The following is a 16,590-nucleotide window of genomic DNA, read 5'->3' as shown; positions in this document are numbered from 1 at the left end:
CGCGCGCACCGTCCAATGGCCCACGCTGTCTATGGACATCCGCGCCACAAATTCATATGAACCTGGTTGCATAGTACCCGGCGTTCTGGCTATCCTCGTGCCATGGCACTGGAGCACGCGCTACTGGTCTCGCTCACCGAGCGGGCCGGGTCGGGTTATGAGCTCGCACGCCGATTCGACAAGTCGATCGGCTACTTCTGGAGTGCCACCCACCAGCAGATATACCGGGTGCTCAAGCGGATGGAGACCTCTGGCTGGGTCACCGTGGAATCGGTGAACCAGCAGGGCAAGCCCGATAAGAAGGTGTACTCGGTAGCTCCGGCCGGTCGGACCGAGATCGCCCGCTGGCTCGCCGAGCCCACCGACGCCACCCCCGCCCGCGACGAACTGGGCGTGAAGATCCGCGCCGCCGCGTACGGCGACATCGATGCCATCTGCGCCGAGGTGGCGCGCCATCGCGCGCAGCACGCCCAGCGCCTCGACGAGTACCGCCTCAGCGAAAAGAAATTCTTCCCGGCGCCGGACCAGCTCTCCGGCACCGCCCTGCACCAGTATCTGGTGCTTCGCGCGGGCATCCGCGCGGAGTCCGGCTACCTCGAATGGTGCGACGAAGTACTGCAGGCCCTGCGACCGCGAAAAGGTGAAGACCGCCCATGACCGCTTATCCCCGTCTGTTCGAGCCACTCGACCTCGGCCACACCACTCTGCGCAACCGCGTGGTCATGGGCTCCATGCACACCGGTCTGGAAGACCGCGCCTGGGACACCAACAAGCTGGCCACCTACTTCGCCGAACGTGCCCGCGGCGGTGTCGGCCTGATCATCACCGGCGGCTACGCCCCCAACCGCACCGGTTGGCTGGCCCCGCTCGGCGGCAAGCTCACCACCAAGACCGAGGCGTACCGGCATCGCACGATCACCAAGGCGGTGCACGCCGAGGGCGGCAAGATCGCCATCCAGATCCTGCACGCAGGGCGCTATTCCTATATGCCGACCAGTGTTTCGGCGTCGGCGATCAAGTCGGCGATCAACCCGTTCAAGCCGCGGGCGCTGTCGTCGAAGGGCGTCGAGCGCACCATCGAAGATTACGCGCGCTGCGCGGGCCTGGCCGAGTTCGCCGGGTACGACGGCTGCGAGATCATGGGCGGCGAGGGCTATTTCCTCAACCAGTTCCTCGCCCCGCGGGTGAACAAGCGCACCGACAAGTGGGGTGGCACACCGGAGAACCGGCGTCGGCTCCCCGTCGAGATCGCCCGGCGCATCCGTGCCGAAGTGGGCCCCGATTTCATCATCGTGTTCCGGTTGTCGATGGCCGAACTGGTGGAGAAGGGGCAGACCTTCGACGAGATCGTCGCCCTGGCACAGGAATTGGAGGCCGTCGGCGTCGATATCCTCAATACCGATATCGGCTGGCACGAGGCACGGGTGCCCACCATCGTCACCTCGGTGCCGCGGGCGGCGTTCGTGGAGTTCACCGCGAAGATCGCGCGCAAGGTGAACATCCCGGTCTGCGCGTCGAACCGCATCAACATGCCCGAGATAGCCGAGGAGATCCTGACTCGCGGCGACGCGGCGCTGATCTCGCTGGCCCGCCCGCTGCTCGCCGACCCCGAATGGGCCAACAAGGCCATGGGCGACCGCGCCGACGAGATCAATACCTGCATCGCCTGCAACCAGGCCTGCCTCGACCACGCCTTCGGCAACAAGAAGGTGTCGTGCCTGGTCAACCCGCGGGCGGGCAGCGAAACCACCCTCAACCTGCTGCCGACTCGCCGTGCCAAGCGGGTTGCCGTCGTCGGTGCGGGTCCGGCCGGTCTGTCGGCCGCAGTGAGCCTGGCCGAGCGTGGCCATCACGTCGACCTGTTCGAGTCCGACGACAAGATCGGCGGCCAGTTCGACATCGCCCGCCGCATTCCCGGCAAGGAGGAGTTCGACGAGTCGATCCGCTACTTCCGCCGCAAGATCGACCTCACCGGCGTCACCCTGCACCTCGAAAAGCGGGTCAGCGCTGAGGAATTGATCGCGGGCAAGTACGACTCGGTGATCCTGGCGACCGGTGTGCGCCCGCGCATCCCCAACATCCCCGGTATCGACCACCCGATGGTGCTGTCCTACGCCGAACTGGTGAAGCAGGAGAAGCCGGTCGGCAAGAAGGTCGCGGTGATCGGCGCGGGCGGTATCGGTTACGACGTGAGCGAATACCTCACTGTCGAAGGACATCCCACGCTCAAGCTCGACGAGTGGAAAGAGGAATGGGGCGTCGATTCCGAGAACGAGCAGGTGCCCGGCCAACTCCGCAAGCCCAAGCCCTCCCCCGCCGCCCGCGATGTCGTGCTGCTGCAACGCAAGTCGACCCCGTTCGGCAAGGACCTCGGCAAGACCTCCGGCTGGGTGCACCGCGCGGCCCTCAAGGCCAAGGGTGTCGAGCAGGTCGGCGGCGTGAACTACGACCGCATCGACGACGCCGGGCTGCACATCAGCTTCGGTGAGAAGCACGAGAACCCGCGGGTGATCGAGGTCGACAATGTGATCGTCTGTGCCGGACAGGAATCCGTGCGCGAACTCGAAGAACCCCTGCGCGTCGCGGGCGTCGACCTGCACCTCATCGGCGGCGCCGACCTGGCCGCCGAGCTCGACGCCAAGCGCGCGATCGACCAGGGCACCCGCCTGGCCGCGCGCCTGTAGCCCCACCCGGGACCCGGTCGTCCGACGCGACGGACGACCGTCACACCGCCCCGCCCGCCGAACTCGCATCCGGCGCGCGGGGCGGTGTTCTTTACGGGTTCCGACTGAGCTCATCGGGCATGCCGGTGGTCCGCGCTCGACTGCGCACGGCTGTGCGGGACAAGCGCCCACCTGGAGCGAACAGGCAGGGGTGCGGTCAGGTGGCGGACACGTCGCGGAGCAGGTCGCACAGGTCGCGGCCGTCGGCGGTTTCGTACCAGCGTAGGTGGCCGAGAAGCCAGTCCTGATAGGCGATTTCGGCGTTGCGTTGGTCGTTGGCGATAGTGAGGAAATAGTCGATTTCGGAGAGTTCGTAGCCGATGTGGACCAGTGGGAGCAGGTCGGGAAGCAGGTTCTGCTCGGCGGTCGAGGGTGGTCGCACGGATCGATACCCCTGGATCAGTGCGGTGATCTGGTCCTCGCGAATATTCGCGGGACCGCCGTCACGCAGCGAAACCCAGTCGATCGCCGTGCGTTCGACGGCGGTGGCGAGGTCGAAGACAGCGGTCGTGCGGTCGGCCAGCCCGAAATCGATCACCGAGGTCACCGCGTGGTCTTTCCACAGCAGGTTGGTCCCGTGCCAGTCCCCGTGCGTCCACTGCGGTGCGACGCCGGTGAGGTCGGCCGTCAGCTCGGGAACCTCAGCGCGCCAGTCCCTTTCACCGAGAAGCCGGGCGACCGAGGGGCGGTGGGCGATATGCCATTCGAAGGCGGTGACCACGTCGCTGTGCATGGTCGCGAGCAATGGGCGGGCCGGGCGGGCCGGTGCATCGAAATCTGCTGCGGCGCGGTGCAATCGGGCCAGCATCGCGCCTGCCGCTCGCGCGTCGCCGATGTCGCGATAGGGCGTCCAGGAGAAGTCGGCGCGGTAGCGGTCGTGTCCGGAACCGACACGATGGACCTCGTAGATGAACCCGTCCGGTGCACCGTCGCCCACGGTGGCTCGCACTTCGGGCACCGGAATCCCGCGCTCGCGCAGATGCACCATGAACCGGTGCTCCTCGGCCAGCGCCACGCCATCGCGCAATCGCAGGGGCATTCGCTTCACGACGAGCCGCTCGCCATCGTCGGACCGCACACCCACCGTCGACGACAGCGGTCGCGCACCACGCCATTCGATCGAGGAGGGCGCCGACCCACTCCACGTCGCGGCAACAGCGCGAGCGATCTCGTCCTCGGTCAGCGCGGGCCATGTCGGTTCGGTCAGCGGTGCGTCACCCATCCCGAACACCTGCTCGTCAGCCACAGCACCACCCGGCCAGGATTCGCCGATCGACCCGCGGCGGCAGGTTCAGCGGCACTTGTTGCCCGGTGCGAGGCTGCGTCGAGTCAGTTGTCATTGCCTCACTCATGCTATTGCCGGGCTGTCGGTTTCCGGCGATTCACCGACGCAGCGCCCCGCCACCCCGTCGACGCGGGCATGGCCTGAGCCGATCCCCTAAGCTCCCCTCGTGAGCTTGCCCTCCCCCACTGCAGACAATCGTGCCGTCGTCACCGGCGCATCCTCCGGCATCGGCACCGCGCTGGCCGCCGAACTGGCCGGGCGCGGCTATTCGCTGATCCTGGTCGCACGCCGCGGTGAGATCCTCACCGAGCTGGCCCAGCGGCTGACCCTGGCCCATGGCATCACCGCCGAGGTCCGTGCGGTCGACCTGGCCGATCGCACCCAGCGGGCCAGCCTCGTCGACGAGCTCGCGGTCCGCGATATCGCTGTTCTCTGCAACAACGCCGGCATCGCGACCTTCGGCCCGGTCGCCGAGCTCGACTTCGCCTATGAGCGCATGCAGATGGAGCTCAACGCCACCGCCGTGCACGACCTGACCCTGGCCGTGCTGCCCGGCATGATCGAGCGCAAAGCGGGCGGAATCCTGATCAGCGGTTCGGCCGCGGGCAATATGCCGATCCCGAACAACGCGACCTATGCGGCGTCGAAGGCGTTCGCGAACACCTTCTCGGAGTCGCTGCGCGGCGAGCTCAAGGACAGCGGCGTGAATGTCACCCTGCTGGCCCCCGGCCCGGTCCGCACCGAAACCCCGGCCCCCGAGGACCAGTCGATCGTCGACAAGATGGTCCCGGATTTCCTCTGGGTGTCCTCCGAATACACCGCCAAGGTCTCCATCGACGCACTGGCCCGCAACAAGATGCGCATCGTCCCCGGCCTTATCAGCAAGGGCATGAGCGTTGCCGGGAACTACGGCCCCCGCGCGTTGACCGCCCCGGTCGCGGGCGCGTTCTACAAGAAGCTCGGCAGCTGAGCGCCGCCTGACGGGTTGGCATGTCAGCAACCCGTCAGGAACGACTCCCCGGATGTCACCCTGTATCGGGTGCTGGCCGTCACCGAGACCACCGAATCCGGGCAGCTCCTCGCCACCGACGGTGCGCCTGCCCACCGATCTGCGGCCGGGCGAGCCGTGCCGTGCACCGGCGCCTACCACCACGGGCTGGCCTCGACCTACGACACCGTCGGCAGGCCGCCGATCGTCGCCGTCGCCGACGGCCGCGCCACCCAGCTGTTGCGCCGCGAGACAACCGCCGAACTGCTGATGCGCGAAATTCTGGAATAAGCCGGGCTACCGGCGCCACCGGTCTGGTGGCGGCACCCGTCACGCGCCTAGTATCAGATGGGTCGGGGAAAATCAACCAACTCGACGACGGTGCGTTGTCCAGTGACGAGCGCACCGGAAGAGGTAGCCATGAAGACCAACAGAACACGCGAGGTCGGCCTGCGCCGACTGCTCATGAGCTTGGCGGTGGCCGGTATGGCGGTCACCTTTCCGGTGACAGTGGCGGCGCCCGCGACCGCCCTGCCCGCAGCCGCCCCAGACCAGGTACAGACCAGCCGCCCACGGTGCGACGACTGGAACTACCGGGACTACAACTACTGCGACCGCGACCGCGGGTATCGATGTGACAACGACTGGTACGGCCGCAACCAATGGAACGACCGTGACTGGAACCGCTGCGACCGCGGCCGCGGCGGGCAGAACTGGTTCCCCTGGGGCTGGTTCGGTAGCAGCTGACGCGAACCGACCTCCCGCTAGCGCCGCCGGGTGCCGAAGATGCTGCGACTGATCTCGCGGCCGGCGGCACTCGCCGCTGATCGCAGGAAGCTCTTCACCGCCGGATTCCTCATCATCCGCTCGGCCGCCGAGTCCTCTTCCCGCTGCGCCTGCGATCGGCCAGGCGCCTGCGTGGCTTCGGGCGCCGGCTCGGCGGCGGCCACCCTGGCCAGCAGCATCTCGTAGGCCGATTCCCGGTCGATGCTCTGCCCGTATTTGCCCTGCAGCGCACTCGACAGCGCCTTGGACTTGATCGCCTCGTCGCCGATGGTGTCCATCAGCGAGCGCGGTGGCGCGATCTTGGTCCAGGCGACCGGTGTGGGTGCGCCGGTTTCGGAGAGCACGGTGACGATCGCCTCGCCGGTACCGAGCGAGGTGAGCGCCTCTTCCAGGTCGTACACCGACGACTTCGGGTACGTGCGCACCGTCTTGGACAGCGCCTTCTGATCGTCGGGGGTGAAGGCGCGCAAGGCGTGCTGGACCCGGGCGCCGAGCTGGGAGAGCACCGGGTTGGGGATGTCGGTGGGCAGCTGGGTGCAGAAGAACACGCCGACGCCCTTGGACCGGATCAGCTTCACCGTCTGCTCGACCTGCTGCAGAAACGCCTTGGACGCCTCGGCGAACAGCAGATGCGCCTCGTCGAAGATGAACACGAGCTTGGGCTTGTCGACGTCACCCACCTCGGGCAACGTCTGGAACAGATCGGCCAGCACCCACATCAAGAACGTCGAGAACAGTGCGGGCCGCGCCGCCTGCTGACCGAGCTCGAACAGGGTGATCACACCCTGCCCGCCTGCCGTGCGGAGCAGATCGGCCGGGTCGAGTTCGGGTTCGCCGAAGAAGGTATCGCCGCCCTCGGCTTCCAGATTCACCAGTGACCGCAGGATCACCCCCGCTGTCTGCGAGGACACGCCACCGATGCCCTTGAGGTCTTGCTTGCCTTCGGGGCTGGTCAGGTGGGTGATAACCGCGCGCAGGTCCTTCAGATCCAGCAGGGCGAGGCCGCGCTGATCGGCCCAGTGGAAGATCAGGCCGAGCGTCGATTCCTGGGTGTCGTTGAGACCGAGCACCTTGCTGAGCAGGATCGGACCGAACGAGGTGATCGTCGCCCGGATCGGCACCCCGATACCGCCGGTGCCGAGCGAGACGAACTCGGTGGGGAACGAACTCGGCGCCCAGTCGGTCGCGCCGGTCTCCACCGCGCGCGCCCTGATCTTCTCGTTGTCTGCCCCCTGCTCGCTCAGGCCCGACAGGTCGCCCTTGACGTCGGCCATCACCACGGGAACGCCTGCGCGGGAAAGGTGTTCGGCGATGCCCTGCAGGGTCTTGGTCTTGCCGGTACCGGTCGCACCGGCGACGAGTCCGTGCCGGTTCATCATCGGCAGCGGAATACGCACGCGCGCACCGGGATCGGTCACACCGTCGACCATCACCGTGCCGAGTTCCAACGCAGGTCCGCTGAAGGCGTAGCCCTCGGCGATCTCCGCGGCCGCGCCGGAGGCCGCCGGCTTCGCGGCGGATGCTGTGCTCGCGGAATCGGATTCGCTGCCCGCGGCCGCCGGTTCCGTGCTCGCCGCCGCGGCCGCCTGCTCGGCGGCCTCCGCGGCCGCCATTGCCTCTGCGGCGACCCTGGCCGCGTCTTCGGCCGCCTTGCGTGCCGCTGCCGCCTTCTCCTGTGGGGTGGTCATTCGCGCGTCCTCCGTCTGCTCACTGGCACGTACGCAAGAAATGCTCGAAACGTCTGCGGTCAACTCCAGGCAAACTGTATCCGGGCACGTCACCTGGGCGGCAAACATCCGGGGATGTCGTCGGCAAACCCTGCCCGCCTCGCCCACGCGACACACCTGCCGACCGGGTTCGCGGCCCCACCGTTAGGGTGACTCCCGTGTCAGACAAACTCCTGGTCTGGATGGATTGCGAAATGACGGGGCTCCGTCTCGACAGCGACAAGCTGATCGAGATCGCCGCGCTCGTAACCGACAGCGACCTCAACATTCTCGGTGACGGTGTCGACATCGTCATCCACGCCGACGACGCCGCCCTGGCCTGCATGCCACCGGTCGTCGCCACCATGCACGCGAAATCCGGTCTGACCGAAGAGGTTCGGCGTTCCACCGTCACCCTCGAGCAGGCCCAGCAGCAGGTACTCGACTACATCCGCGAGTACGCGCCCACCGCGCGCACGGTGCCGCTGTGCGGCAACTCCATCGGCACCGATCGCGGCTTCATCGCCCGCGACATGCCCGAACTCGACGCGCACCTGCACTACCGGATGGTCGACGTGAGCTCGATCAAGGAACTGTGCCGCCGCTGGTACCCGCGCATCTACTTCGGTCAGCCGGAGAAGGGCCTTGCCCACCGCGCGCTGGCCGACATCAAGGAATCCATCCGCGAACTCGAGTACTACCGTCGCACCGCGTTCGTGCCGCTGCCCGGACCGACCACCACGGAGATCGCCGCCGCCGCGCAGGCCGCCACCGAGGCCGTGGATGTCACCGGTTCAAGCCCTCTACCAGCGGATTAGGGCCTGACACCAAAGTCACGCTAGTATCGACGGCGCCGGTGATTCACCGGTGATGGTGACCGTAGTTCAGTTGGTAGAGCACCAGGTTGTGATCCTGGATGTCGCGGGTTCGAGTCCCGTCGGTCACCCCGAAGAGAAGGCCCGGTCCCCAGGACCGGGCCTTCTCTGCTCTCCGCACCCGCGAAACGTCTTGCGCGCCAACTTCCCCGTCCAGGGCTGACCACCAACCGCGGCTAGCGGCCGACCTCGGCCGGACCTCCGTCGGCGACCGCGCGGCTCGCTCGATGCCTTCGGACGGCCGACCGGTTCGCGCAGGTCGGGCTGCAGAAGCGTTGTCTGCCGTTGCGCGAGGTGTCGGCGTACACCTGCGAGCACCCCGCTGCCGCGCAGGCACCGAGGCGGTCCATCCCCACCCCGGTCAAGTGCAACGCGGTGCCGACAGTGATCAGTGCGGCGATCTGACGGTCCGTTGCCACCCCGGGGTCACGGAAATGCAGATGCCAGCCGTCGCCGACATGGTCGGTCAAGCGGGGTGCCGACGCGTATTCGCCCAGCAACACGTTGAGCCGCGCCGCGCGCTCGGTACGGTCCGCGCATTCCACCACGCCCCGCCAGCGCTCCAGAAAGGCCGTCACCGACGCAAGATCCCCGTCGGACACCGGCGCGGCCAGTACCAAGCCCGCCGCCGCACAGCGCCGCGCCAACTCCGCGGCACTCGAACACGGATCGTTGAGCAGGCCGACGCCGAGCTGCACCGGCTCCCGTCCGTAATGGTTGTAATGCACAATGCCATTACATCAGACTCGAATCATGACCAGCCACCCCGCACACACCTGGCAGATCGAGTCGCGCCACCGGACCAGCGAAGGTCTCGTGGCCTATCAGCGCTGCCATTGCGGCGCCCGCAGAGTGCTCGTCGACCACCTGAGCGTCGCGTCCGAGATCCACCGCGACGAACCCGGCCTCGCCGCCACCGGATAACTCGCACCACCATGACGAACATCACGTTTGACCGCTACACTTTGGACCGCTGCCCAGATGTGGGGCAGATCTCGCCATAGCGTCAGCGCTCGACCGGAAAGACCCCTTGATGAAGCGTTCCACCGTTGTCGCCATCCTCGCGGCCGCCGCCGTGCTCGGCCCCGTCGCGGGCACCGCGGCAGCCTCGCCCGGCCTGCCTCTCACCGACTTCACGGCGCAGACCCCCCTCAGCGACTTCGGCCTGCCGAGCGATCAGCCCGAATCCGGTTCGGCGCAGAGCGGCTCCACCACCGGCCTGGAGACCACCGGCTCCTCCGGCACCGGCTCGGCCGGTCTGCCCAACCTCGACCGCCTGCTGTTCGGTGGACGCATCCTGTGCGGCGCCTTCGGCAGCGCGCTCGCTGTCGCGGGCGAGGCCATGATGGACTGCAGCCAGCTCCCCACACCGCTCTGAGACAGCCACAGACACCACGAACGGGCACCGGAAACTTCCGGTGCCCGTTCGTTGTTCGTGCGTTGCGCGACTACGGAGCGTCGGCGTTGCCCGCCTTCCATTCCGGCCACGCGATATTCCAGTCACCCAGCCCGTCGACACCGGACAGGGTGCCGCCGACCGTGTTCTTGATGACGGTGATGTCACCGCGCTTGGCGTTCTCGTACACCCAGCGCGCGTTCGCGGGACTCAGATTCAGGCAGCCGTGACTCGCGTTGGAGTAACCCTGCTGCCCGACCGACCACGGCGCCGAGTGGAAGAAGATGCCGCTGTAGGAGATTCGCGTCGCGTAGTCGACCGGCGTGCGGTACCCGTCGGCCGAGTTCACCGCCACACCGTAGGTCGAGGAATCCATCACGATCTTCTCGTGCCGGTCACTGACGATGTAGATGCCGTTGTCGGTGGGCGTGCTGTCCTTACCCATCGAGGTCGGCATGGTCATGATCACCTGACCGTTCTTCTCCACCGTCACCTGGTGGGTGTTGTCGTCGGCGGTGAAGATCACCGCGTCGCCGATGGTGAAGAACGAATGGAGGTTGTCCTGGCCGAACAGACCCTTGCCCAGGTCCTTGCCGTAGACGTTCACATCGACGGTCACCTTGGTGCCCGGTGCCCAGTAATGCTCTGGGCGCCACCGCACTTCGCGATTGTTCACCCAGTAGAAGGCACCCTCGACAGCAGGCTCGGTGGTGATCTTGATGGCCTCCTGCGCGGCCCGGCGGTCGGGGATGTTCTCATCGAACTGGATCGCCACCGGCTGACCGATGCCGACCACATCACCCTCGCCGGGCAGCAGGTACGGCTTGGTCTGGCTCTTCGGCGAGCTGGTGGTGAAACTCAGCGTCGAGGAGTTCGCGCCACCGAGCCCGATGGCCGAGGCCGTGAGCTGGTAGGTCTTGCCGTAGCCGAGCACCTCGGCGGTCGACCAGGAGCGGCCGTCCGCGGCCAGCTGGCCTGCCACCGTGGTGCCCTGCTGATTGGTCAGCTTGACGTCGGTGAACTTGCCGTCCTCGACCTGGAAGGCCATCGGCATGCCGGGCGAGACACCGACCTGCCCGTCCTTGATCGTCGAGACCAGCTTCGGCTTGATGAGCTCGGCGAGAGGGTTGCGATCGATCGCCACCTCCACGCCGGCACCCTCCGCCGCCGAACACGCCGACGCCCCGAGGGCGAACACCGCCAGCAGCACCACCGGAACGATCGTCCGTAGCGACCGAGGTCGCCCCCGCTTCTTACCCATGTCAACCCCGTTTCCGTACCGACGCGATTACAGTGCGCCGCAGATCCCACCGACCCGAATCGCTAGAGCCATCCGTGTAAACGGGGGGCGTTACGAACTCGACGTCTCGCCCATTCTGCCAGCTGGCCCAGCCGGTTCCAACGGGAAAGACCCCGCGACACGACCAAGTCACAATCGTTAGATACGCGCGAAGGCCGTTGACGTTAACAACGCCTAGTGTGCGGCATTGTTGCTGGTCAGCGCCCGATTTCACTTTCCGGCCCACCGCCTGCTAATGTTTGTTCCGCACCGGAGACGGGGCAAAGAACGAAAACACGCGCCATTAGCTCAATTGGCAGAGCAGCTGACTCTTAATCAGCGGGTTCGGGGTTCAAGTCCCTGATGGCGCACAACAGGAAGCCCCTGACCAGGTCAAACGGTCGGGGGCTTCTTTCGTTCCACCCGTCGAATCCGGCCGCCACCAAGAATTTCGATCGAAACCTGCTCACCCACAACCACTCTCGACTGGTAGCTCAGCCGGACTCCGCGAGCCGGGTGGCGTCGCATCGGGCGCGCATCATCACATCGGCGCGGGGTTGCGACAGGGCGTGCGGGTGATGCGCGCGGTTGACATCCATGAGGCCGTCGAGGGCGTCGCGGGCACGGGTGAGTTCGGCGATGTGCTCGGTCAGCCGGTCACGTTCCTGCGCCATCCGCTCGAAGGCGAGCTCCGAATTCTGCTCGCTGGGGGCATCCACACAGCGCAGCAGCTGGGAGATCGTGCGGCTGGACACCCCGGCCGCGTACAGCCGGCGCAGCAGCAGCACCCGGTCGACGTGGTCGAGGGTGTAATGCCGTTGGCCGCTGGGACTTCGAGTGCTGGTCAGCAGACCCTGTTCCTCGTAGTAGCGCAGCGACCGGACGCTGACTCCCGTGTGCGTGGACAATTCCCCGATCCGCACAGCTTCCTCCTCGTGATCTGCGACACAGACCATTGCCTCTCACATCCGTGTCAGCTTTTAGCGTAGGTCTATCGCCGGTAACCCGGCGAGTCGGACTACTTGGAGAAGCGACATGGCATCCCTATTCGAAAGCTCTCGGCTCGGTGACCTGGTACTGCCCAACCGCGTGGTGATGGCCCCGATGAGCAGGGTCCGCGCCGCCGCGGGCGGCCTGGCCACCCCATCGATGGCCAGTTACTACGCCCAGCGGGCGACCGCCGGCTTGATCGTGAGCGAGGGAACGCACCCGAACCCGGTGGGGCAATCCAATCCGGGCACCCCCGGACTGCACACCGACGAACAGGTCGCGGCGTGGCGGCAGGTGACCGATGCGGTGCACGTCAACGGTGGCCGCATCTTCGCCCAGCTCATGCACGGCGGACGGGTTTCCCACCCGGACACCACCGGACTGCAGCCGGTCGGCCCGTCCGCCGTGCCCGCTACCGGCGAAGTGTTCACCCCCACCGGACCACAGCCCGTGCCCGTTCCGCGCGCGCTGGACATCGCCGAGATCCCCGAACATGTCGAGGCCTACGCCGAGGCGGCGTGCCGGGCAATCGACGCCGGTTTCGACGGCGTCGAACTGCACGGTGCGAACGGGTATCTGATCTCGCAGTTCCTGTCCTCGAACGCGAACCTGCGCACCGACCGCTTCGGCGGTTCGATCCGCAACCGCATTCGGTTCGCCGTCGAGGCGGTCGCCGCCACCGTCGACGCGGTCGGTGCGGCCAGGACCGGCATCCGTCTGTCCCCGGGCGGGGAGTTCTGGGGTGTAGCGGAAACCGATGTCCCCGCGCTGTACAGCGAGTTGCTGACCGAACTCGCTCGCCTCGAACCGGCCTATATCCACCTGGAAGCGACCACCGACCACGAGGTGCTGCGGAAGTTGCGGCGGACCTGGCCGGGCACTCTCGTTATGAACCCGGTGCTGCCGATGGGACCGAAGCAGACCGGACTCGCCGAGGCCGAGCACTGGCTGGAACTGGGTGCCGACCTCATCAGTTTCGGTCGCGCCTTCCTCGCCAATCCGGATCTCGTCGAACGATTGCGCAACCACCTGCCACTGGCCCAGGTGGACGAATCGACCTACTACCAGGGCGGAGACAACGGCTACCTGACCTACCCCGCGCATCAGTACGCCGCATGAGCCAGTTCGAGTGACGGCGCACCACCGACCGCATCCCGGCAGTTGTCACAACTGCCGGGATGCGGTCTTTCTGCTGAGGGCCGCCTGCCAGGTAACGGTCACGGTCTCGTTATCGAACCGCCATGGAAATCCCGCGCTCGAGCGCTCAGGCCCCGATTCGGACTCCCTCGAGCTGCGCAAACCCCCGCAAAACCCGATTCGGGCAAACTTTTTTTGTGACGGCCAGCACGGTGATCGGAGTTCTAAACCTCCTGCATACATAACGATTCTGCAACTGCCCGGAAGGGAAACAAGATCGGCAGCGTTTTCCGTTCAAGTTTCGTTCACCTTGCGTTAACCCGTCGTGACCATTCTGTCATCAGGTCACAAACGGACCTGCGGTTTGGTTAGCCCGGAAGTATCCAACCTCCGATAGCACCGAACAGCGCGTGGTCTCCCCGCAGCCAGCTGTGGAGCACCGTGCGACGCCAGCGATGAACTGCCACTCCAGCGTTCGTCCCCCGACAGTGTCGCACCTTCCCCATACAGACAGAAACAACGCATCGCCTGACCGGCGTGTACTCCCGTGCGCGCTGCGCGATCCATCGCGCCCTCTCCAGGGCCTGCGTCGCCAGACAGAGATGAAGGAACAGAAAAGCCATGCTCATCAAAGACAAGCTCAGCACCGTTATCGGCCGTCGCTCGCGCCGTGAGGCGTTCACCGTGGCAGTCGCCGCGGTCGGTCTGGTCGCCGTAGCCGCGTCCTCCGCCGTCTCGTTCGCCGACGACAGCGTCCCCGAGCGTGCCGCCATCGTCGAGCAGGTGGAGAGCATCCCCGCTGCCGCCGCGCCTGCCATCCAGGCCATCCCTGCCCCGGCGCCCGCGCCGGAAGCCGCCCCCGCACCGGCTCCCGAGGCCGCTCCGGCCCCGATGCCCGAGCCCGCACCGGCTCCCCGCGCCTACGAGAACAACCTCGACGGCTGGATCCGTGAGGCGCTCGACATCATGGCCGCCAAGGGCATCCCCGGCAGCTACGAGGGCATCCACCGCAACATCATGCGTGAGTCGACCGGTAACCCCCAGGCGATCAACCTGTGGGACATCAACGCGATCAACGGCATCCCCTCCAAGGGCCTGCTCCAGGTGATCGACCCCACCTTCGCGGCCTACCACGTCGAGGGCACTCCCTTCGACGTGTGGAACCCGGTGTCCAACATCGTCGCGGCCTGCAACTACGCGGCCAACCGCTACGGCTCGATGGACAACGTCAACAGCGCGTACTGATACAACCGTCAGCAGACGGGTAACGCCCCCGCTCCGGTCATCGCCGACCGGAGCGGGGGCGTTTCGTCGTAGAATCGCCGTCGTGCCAGACAGCGCCGATCAGGCACCCGATCACGCGCATTCCGACGCGGCCACCGCCAGCCGCGTCGCCAAAGCCCGCCGCATGGCCGCCTACGCCTGGTCGCGCGAGATCCGCAGCGCCGAACTCCGCGCGCTGCCCGCGGCCACCCTGCGCAAGCTGGCCCGGGCCGCAGGCACCAACCCGCCGAGCACCGGCGAGACCTGGCAGGTGGTCGCCGACCTCCTCGACCAGAAGGACGCCTGGGCGGCCCGCAACCCCGAGCACGCCGCCGCGGTGCGCACACACGCCGACGAGAAACTGCTGTGGGTGAAGCCCCCGGTGAAGCCTTGGGCAGCGGAGTCCTAGCGATACCGGCTCAGCCGAGCAGCAGCCCGACGGCCAGCGCGAGCATGACCACCGCGATCAGCCAATCGAGGACACGCCACGCGATCGGGCGCGCGAAGAGCGGACCGAGCCGGCGAGCACCGTAGCCGAGGGCAATGAACCAGATGACGCTGGCGAGCATGGCGCCCGCGGCCAGGAACCAGCGATCCGGCCAGGCGTAGGTGCTGGCGAAGGAGCCGAGCAGGACCAGCGTGTCGAGATACACGTGCGGATTGAGCCAGGTCAGCGCCAGGCAGGTGAGCACGGACGCGCCGACGGCCACCGAGGCGCCCGCCGCTTCGGCGATCAAGGCCGACGAACCGAGGGCGCGCCGAGCCGCCAGCAACGCGTAGCCGACCAGGAAGGCCGCCCCCGCGTACCGGGCGACGGTCAGCACCGCCGGAAACGACTCGACGACCGTCCCGAACCCGGCCACTCCCGCGCCGATCAACACGATGTCGGATAACGCGCACACCGCGATCACCGGCAACACGTGCTGGCCACGCACCCCTTGGCGCAGCACGAACGCGTTCTGCGCGCCGATCGCCACGATGAGCGAGAGACCGAAGCCCAATCCGGAGAGGGCGGCCAGCGCCGCCGATGATGCCGTCACCCCTTCGACGGTAAGAGCGCGTCAATTTTCAGTCCAGCTAATGATTCTTCACAACCATTAGAGTTACTTATGTGGATCTCCAGCTGGACCAGTTGCGCGCACTCAACGCCGTGCTCACCGAGGGCACCTTCGACGCGGCCGCGCGCCGGCTCAACCTCACTCCGTCGGCGATCAGCCAGCGCATCAAGGCACTGGAGGAATCAGCCGGACGCGTGCTGGTGCAACGCTCGAAACCGGTGCGCCCCACCGAATCCGGGCTCGCGGTGCTGCGTTTGGCCAGGCAGGTGGAATTGCTCGCCGGCGACGCCGCGCGCGAACTCGGCGATGCCGACCGCCCCGCCGACCGGCCGATCCGCATCCCGATCGCCGTCAACGCCGACTCCCTCGAATCGTGGGTGATGCCCGCGCTCGCGAGCGTGCCCGCCGGGATCTCCTTCGACCTGCACCGCGAAGACGAGGAACACACCACCCGGTTGCTGCGCGACGGCACAGTGACGGCCGCGATCACCGCGACCGCGACGCCGGTACAGGGCTGCACCGTGACCCCGCTCGGCGCGATGCGCTATCGCCCGACGGCGACACCCCGATTCGTCCGCGCCTGGTTCCCCGACGGACCGACCCCGGCCGCCTATACCCACGCGCCCGTCGTGCACTTCGACCGCAAGGACGATCTGCAGTTGCGCCAGCTACGCCGCCGCACCCGTCGCCAGGTCGATCCGCCGGGTCATTACGTGCCGTCGTCGAGCGCGTTCGCCGATGCGGTGCGGCTCGGACTCGGCTGGGGCATGCTGCCCGACCTGCAAACCGGGAAAGACCGCACCGCAGGCACTTTGGTGAATATCGACGGCGACTCCCACATCGATGTCCCGCTGCACTGGCAGCAGTGGAAACTGCACTCCCCCGCCCTCACCGCCGTCGCCACCGCGATCGCCGCGGCCGCGGCCTCCGCGCTGACGACGCCGGACTAGCTACCGAACCGTCTCGTCGAGATCCGGAACCACGCTCAGCCCCCACTGATTGGCGCAGCCGGTACAAACCCACGTTCCGTTCATCTCCTTGTAGGTGTACTCGTAGTCGCAGGCGGGGCAGTTCGACGAATCGCGCATGAGGAGTTCCTTGTGA

At 67.0% G+C, this 16,590-nt stretch carries 18 protein-coding genes, 2 tRNA genes and 1 pseudogene; 14 read left to right on the top strand and 7 right to left on the bottom strand.

Features of this window, described 5'->3' with window-relative positions:
• The first annotated feature begins 102 nt into the window (after positions 1 to 102).
• Positions 103 to 657: a PadR family transcriptional regulator gene (locus tag ACTWPB_RS06635; RefSeq protein WP_446224803.1), complete on the top strand. Its 555-nt coding sequence runs from the start codon at positions 103 to 105 to the stop codon at positions 655 to 657.
• Positions 654 to 2,684 (top strand): FAD-dependent oxidoreductase, encoded by a 2,031-nt coding sequence (locus ACTWPB_RS06630; protein WP_446224802.1) that lies wholly within the window; start codon positions 654 to 656, stop codon positions 2,682 to 2,684. Before ACTWPB_RS06635 ends, ACTWPB_RS06630 begins: the two co-directional genes overlap by 4 nt.
• 196 nt (positions 2,685 to 2,880) lie before the next feature.
• Here the strand turns inward: ACTWPB_RS06630 and ACTWPB_RS06625 are convergent, their stop codons facing one another.
• Positions 2,881 to 3,969 carry a phosphotransferase enzyme family protein gene (locus ACTWPB_RS06625; protein ID WP_446224801.1) on the bottom strand — a complete coding sequence of 363 codons (1,089 nt, stop codon included), beginning with the start codon at positions 3,967 to 3,969 and terminating at the stop codon, positions 2,881 to 2,883.
• Between the two features lie 205 nt (positions 3,970 to 4,174).
• Here ACTWPB_RS06625 and cmrA point away from each other — a divergent pair, with 205 nt between their 5' ends.
• The 3 genes and pseudogenes from cmrA to ACTWPB_RS06610 all read left to right on the top strand — a co-directional run bounded on the left by cmrA (position 4,175) and on the right by ACTWPB_RS06610 (position 5,743).
• Positions 4,175 to 4,978 (top strand): mycolate reductase, encoded by an 804-nt coding sequence (cmrA, locus tag ACTWPB_RS06620; protein WP_446224800.1) that lies wholly within the window; start codon positions 4,175 to 4,177, stop codon positions 4,976 to 4,978.
• 90 nt (positions 4,979 to 5,068) lie between these two features.
• Positions 5,069 to 5,287, top strand: a pseudogene (locus ACTWPB_RS06615) (diaminopimelate decarboxylase); the annotation flags it as partial.
• A gap of 129 nt (positions 5,288 to 5,416) precedes the next feature.
• Positions 5,417 to 5,743 carry a hypothetical protein gene (locus ACTWPB_RS06610; RefSeq protein ID WP_446224799.1) on the top strand — a complete coding sequence of 109 codons (327 nt, stop codon included), beginning with the start codon at positions 5,417 to 5,419 and terminating at the stop codon, positions 5,741 to 5,743.
• 17 nt (positions 5,744 to 5,760) lie between these two features.
• Here ACTWPB_RS06610 and ACTWPB_RS06605 read toward each other — a convergent pair whose 3' ends face one another.
• A complete protein-coding gene (locus tag ACTWPB_RS06605; protein WP_446224798.1) occupies positions 5,761 to 7,470 on the bottom strand; it encodes a helicase HerA-like domain-containing protein in 1,710 nt (569 codons plus the stop codon).
• A gap of 197 nt (positions 7,471 to 7,667) precedes the next feature.
• On the opposite strand from ACTWPB_RS06605, the gene orn reads away from it, so the two are divergent.
• A complete protein-coding gene (orn, locus tag ACTWPB_RS06600) occupies positions 7,668 to 8,306 on the top strand; it encodes an oligoribonuclease (RefSeq protein ID WP_101464057.1) in 639 nt (212 codons plus the stop codon).
• A 55-nt stretch (positions 8,307 to 8,361) separates the two neighbouring features.
• Positions 8,362 to 8,434: transfer RNA gene (locus tag ACTWPB_RS06595), tRNA-His, on the top strand.
• Positions 8,435 to 8,539: 105 nt separating this feature from the next.
• Here the strand turns inward: ACTWPB_RS06595 and ACTWPB_RS06590 are convergent.
• On the bottom strand, positions 8,540 to 9,091 hold the full coding sequence (locus ACTWPB_RS06590) for a CGNR zinc finger domain-containing protein (protein ID WP_446224797.1): 552 nt from the start codon (positions 9,089 to 9,091) through the stop codon (positions 8,540 to 8,542).
• Between the two features lie 25 nt (positions 9,092 to 9,116).
• On the opposite strand from ACTWPB_RS06590, the gene ACTWPB_RS06585 reads away from it, so the two are divergent.
• Entirely contained in the window at positions 9,117 to 9,287 is a 171-nt protein-coding gene (locus ACTWPB_RS06585; protein WP_446224796.1) for a hypothetical protein, read from the top strand.
• 109 nt (positions 9,288 to 9,396) lie between these two features.
• A complete protein-coding gene (locus ACTWPB_RS06580) occupies positions 9,397 to 9,741 on the top strand; it encodes a hypothetical protein (protein WP_446224795.1) in 345 nt (114 codons plus the stop codon).
• 70 nt (positions 9,742 to 9,811) lie between these two features.
• Here the strand turns inward: ACTWPB_RS06580 and ACTWPB_RS06575 are convergent, their stop codons facing one another.
• Entirely contained in the window at positions 9,812 to 11,020 is a 1,209-nt protein-coding gene (locus ACTWPB_RS06575; RefSeq protein ID WP_446224794.1) for a L,D-transpeptidase, read from the bottom strand.
• A 316-nt stretch (positions 11,021 to 11,336) separates the two neighbouring features.
• Here ACTWPB_RS06575 and ACTWPB_RS06570 point away from each other — a divergent pair.
• Positions 11,337 to 11,409: transfer RNA gene (locus ACTWPB_RS06570), tRNA-Lys, on the top strand.
• Between the two features lie 123 nt (positions 11,410 to 11,532).
• On the opposite strand, the gene ACTWPB_RS06565 is transcribed toward ACTWPB_RS06570, so the two are convergent.
• Entirely contained in the window at positions 11,533 to 11,961 is a 429-nt protein-coding gene (locus tag ACTWPB_RS06565; RefSeq protein ID WP_446224793.1) for a MerR family transcriptional regulator, read from the bottom strand.
• Between the two features lie 112 nt (positions 11,962 to 12,073).
• Here ACTWPB_RS06565 and ACTWPB_RS06560 point away from each other — a divergent pair, with 112 nt between their 5' ends.
• From ACTWPB_RS06560 to ACTWPB_RS06550, 3 genes are all read left to right on the top strand, one after another.
• On the top strand, positions 12,074 to 13,147 hold the full coding sequence (locus ACTWPB_RS06560) for an alkene reductase (protein ID WP_446224792.1): 1,074 nt from the start codon (positions 12,074 to 12,076) through the stop codon (positions 13,145 to 13,147).
• 639 nt (positions 13,148 to 13,786) lie between these two features.
• On the top strand, positions 13,787 to 14,410 hold the full coding sequence (locus ACTWPB_RS06555; protein ID WP_446224791.1) for a transglycosylase SLT domain-containing protein: 624 nt from the start codon (positions 13,787 to 13,789) through the stop codon (positions 14,408 to 14,410).
• Positions 14,411 to 14,492: 82 nt separating this feature from the next.
• The gene (locus ACTWPB_RS06550; RefSeq protein ID WP_446224790.1) at positions 14,493 to 14,837 is read left to right on the top strand and encodes a hypothetical protein; all 345 of its coding nucleotides are present in this window, start codon (positions 14,493 to 14,495) and stop codon (positions 14,835 to 14,837) included.
• Positions 14,838 to 14,847: 10 nt separating this feature from the next.
• Here the strand turns inward: ACTWPB_RS06550 and ACTWPB_RS06545 are convergent, their stop codons facing one another.
• Positions 14,848 to 15,468 carry a LysE/ArgO family amino acid transporter gene (locus tag ACTWPB_RS06545; protein ID WP_446224789.1) on the bottom strand — a complete coding sequence of 207 codons (621 nt, stop codon included), beginning with the start codon at positions 15,466 to 15,468 and terminating at the stop codon, positions 14,848 to 14,850.
• A gap of 71 nt (positions 15,469 to 15,539) precedes the next feature.
• Here ACTWPB_RS06545 and ACTWPB_RS06540 point away from each other — a divergent pair, with 71 nt between their 5' ends.
• On the top strand, positions 15,540 to 16,436 hold the full coding sequence (locus ACTWPB_RS06540; protein WP_446224788.1) for a LysR family transcriptional regulator ArgP: 897 nt from the start codon (positions 15,540 to 15,542) through the stop codon (positions 16,434 to 16,436).
• On the opposite strand, the gene ACTWPB_RS06535 is transcribed toward ACTWPB_RS06540, so the two are convergent.
• Entirely contained in the window at positions 16,437 to 16,574 is a 138-nt protein-coding gene (locus ACTWPB_RS06535) for a hypothetical protein (RefSeq protein ID WP_446224787.1), read from the bottom strand.
• Positions 16,575 to 16,590: the final 16 nt, after the last annotated feature.

The organism is Nocardia sp. IBHARD005 (assembly GCF_052814245.1).
Note: the sequence above shows the minus strand (reverse complement) of the source record. Positions and strands in the feature narration are given on the sequence as shown.

Excerpts from the sequence above, each read along its gene's own strand:
- ACTWPB_RS06580 (WP_446224795.1), top strand. The coding sequence starts at position 9,397 with ATGAAGCGTTCCACCGTTGTCGCCATCCTCGCGGCCGCCGCCGTGCTC.
- ACTWPB_RS06560 (WP_446224792.1), top strand. The coding sequence starts at position 12,074 with ATGGCATCCCTATTCGAAAGCTCTCGGCTCGGTGACCTGGTACTGCCC.
- ACTWPB_RS06635 (WP_446224803.1), top strand. The coding sequence starts at position 103 with ATGGCACTGGAGCACGCGCTACTGGTCTCGCTCACCGAGCGGGCCGGG.
- ACTWPB_RS06605 (WP_446224798.1), bottom strand. The coding sequence starts at position 7,470 with ATGACCACCCCACAGGAGAAGGCGGCAGCGGCACGCAAGGCGGCCGAA.
- ACTWPB_RS06610 (WP_446224799.1), top strand. The coding sequence starts at position 5,417 with ATGAAGACCAACAGAACACGCGAGGTCGGCCTGCGCCGACTGCTCATG.
- ACTWPB_RS06535 (WP_446224787.1), bottom strand. The coding sequence starts at position 16,574 with ATGCGCGATTCGTCGAACTGCCCCGCCTGCGACTACGAGTACACCTAC.
- ACTWPB_RS06630 (WP_446224802.1), top strand. The coding sequence starts at position 654 with ATGACCGCTTATCCCCGTCTGTTCGAGCCACTCGACCTCGGCCACACC.
- ACTWPB_RS06575 (WP_446224794.1), bottom strand. The coding sequence starts at position 11,020 with ATGGGTAAGAAGCGGGGGCGACCTCGGTCGCTACGGACGATCGTTCCG.
- ACTWPB_RS06585 (WP_446224796.1), top strand. The coding sequence starts at position 9,117 with ATGACCAGCCACCCCGCACACACCTGGCAGATCGAGTCGCGCCACCGG.
- ACTWPB_RS06555 (WP_446224791.1), top strand. The coding sequence starts at position 13,787 with ATGCTCATCAAAGACAAGCTCAGCACCGTTATCGGCCGTCGCTCGCGC.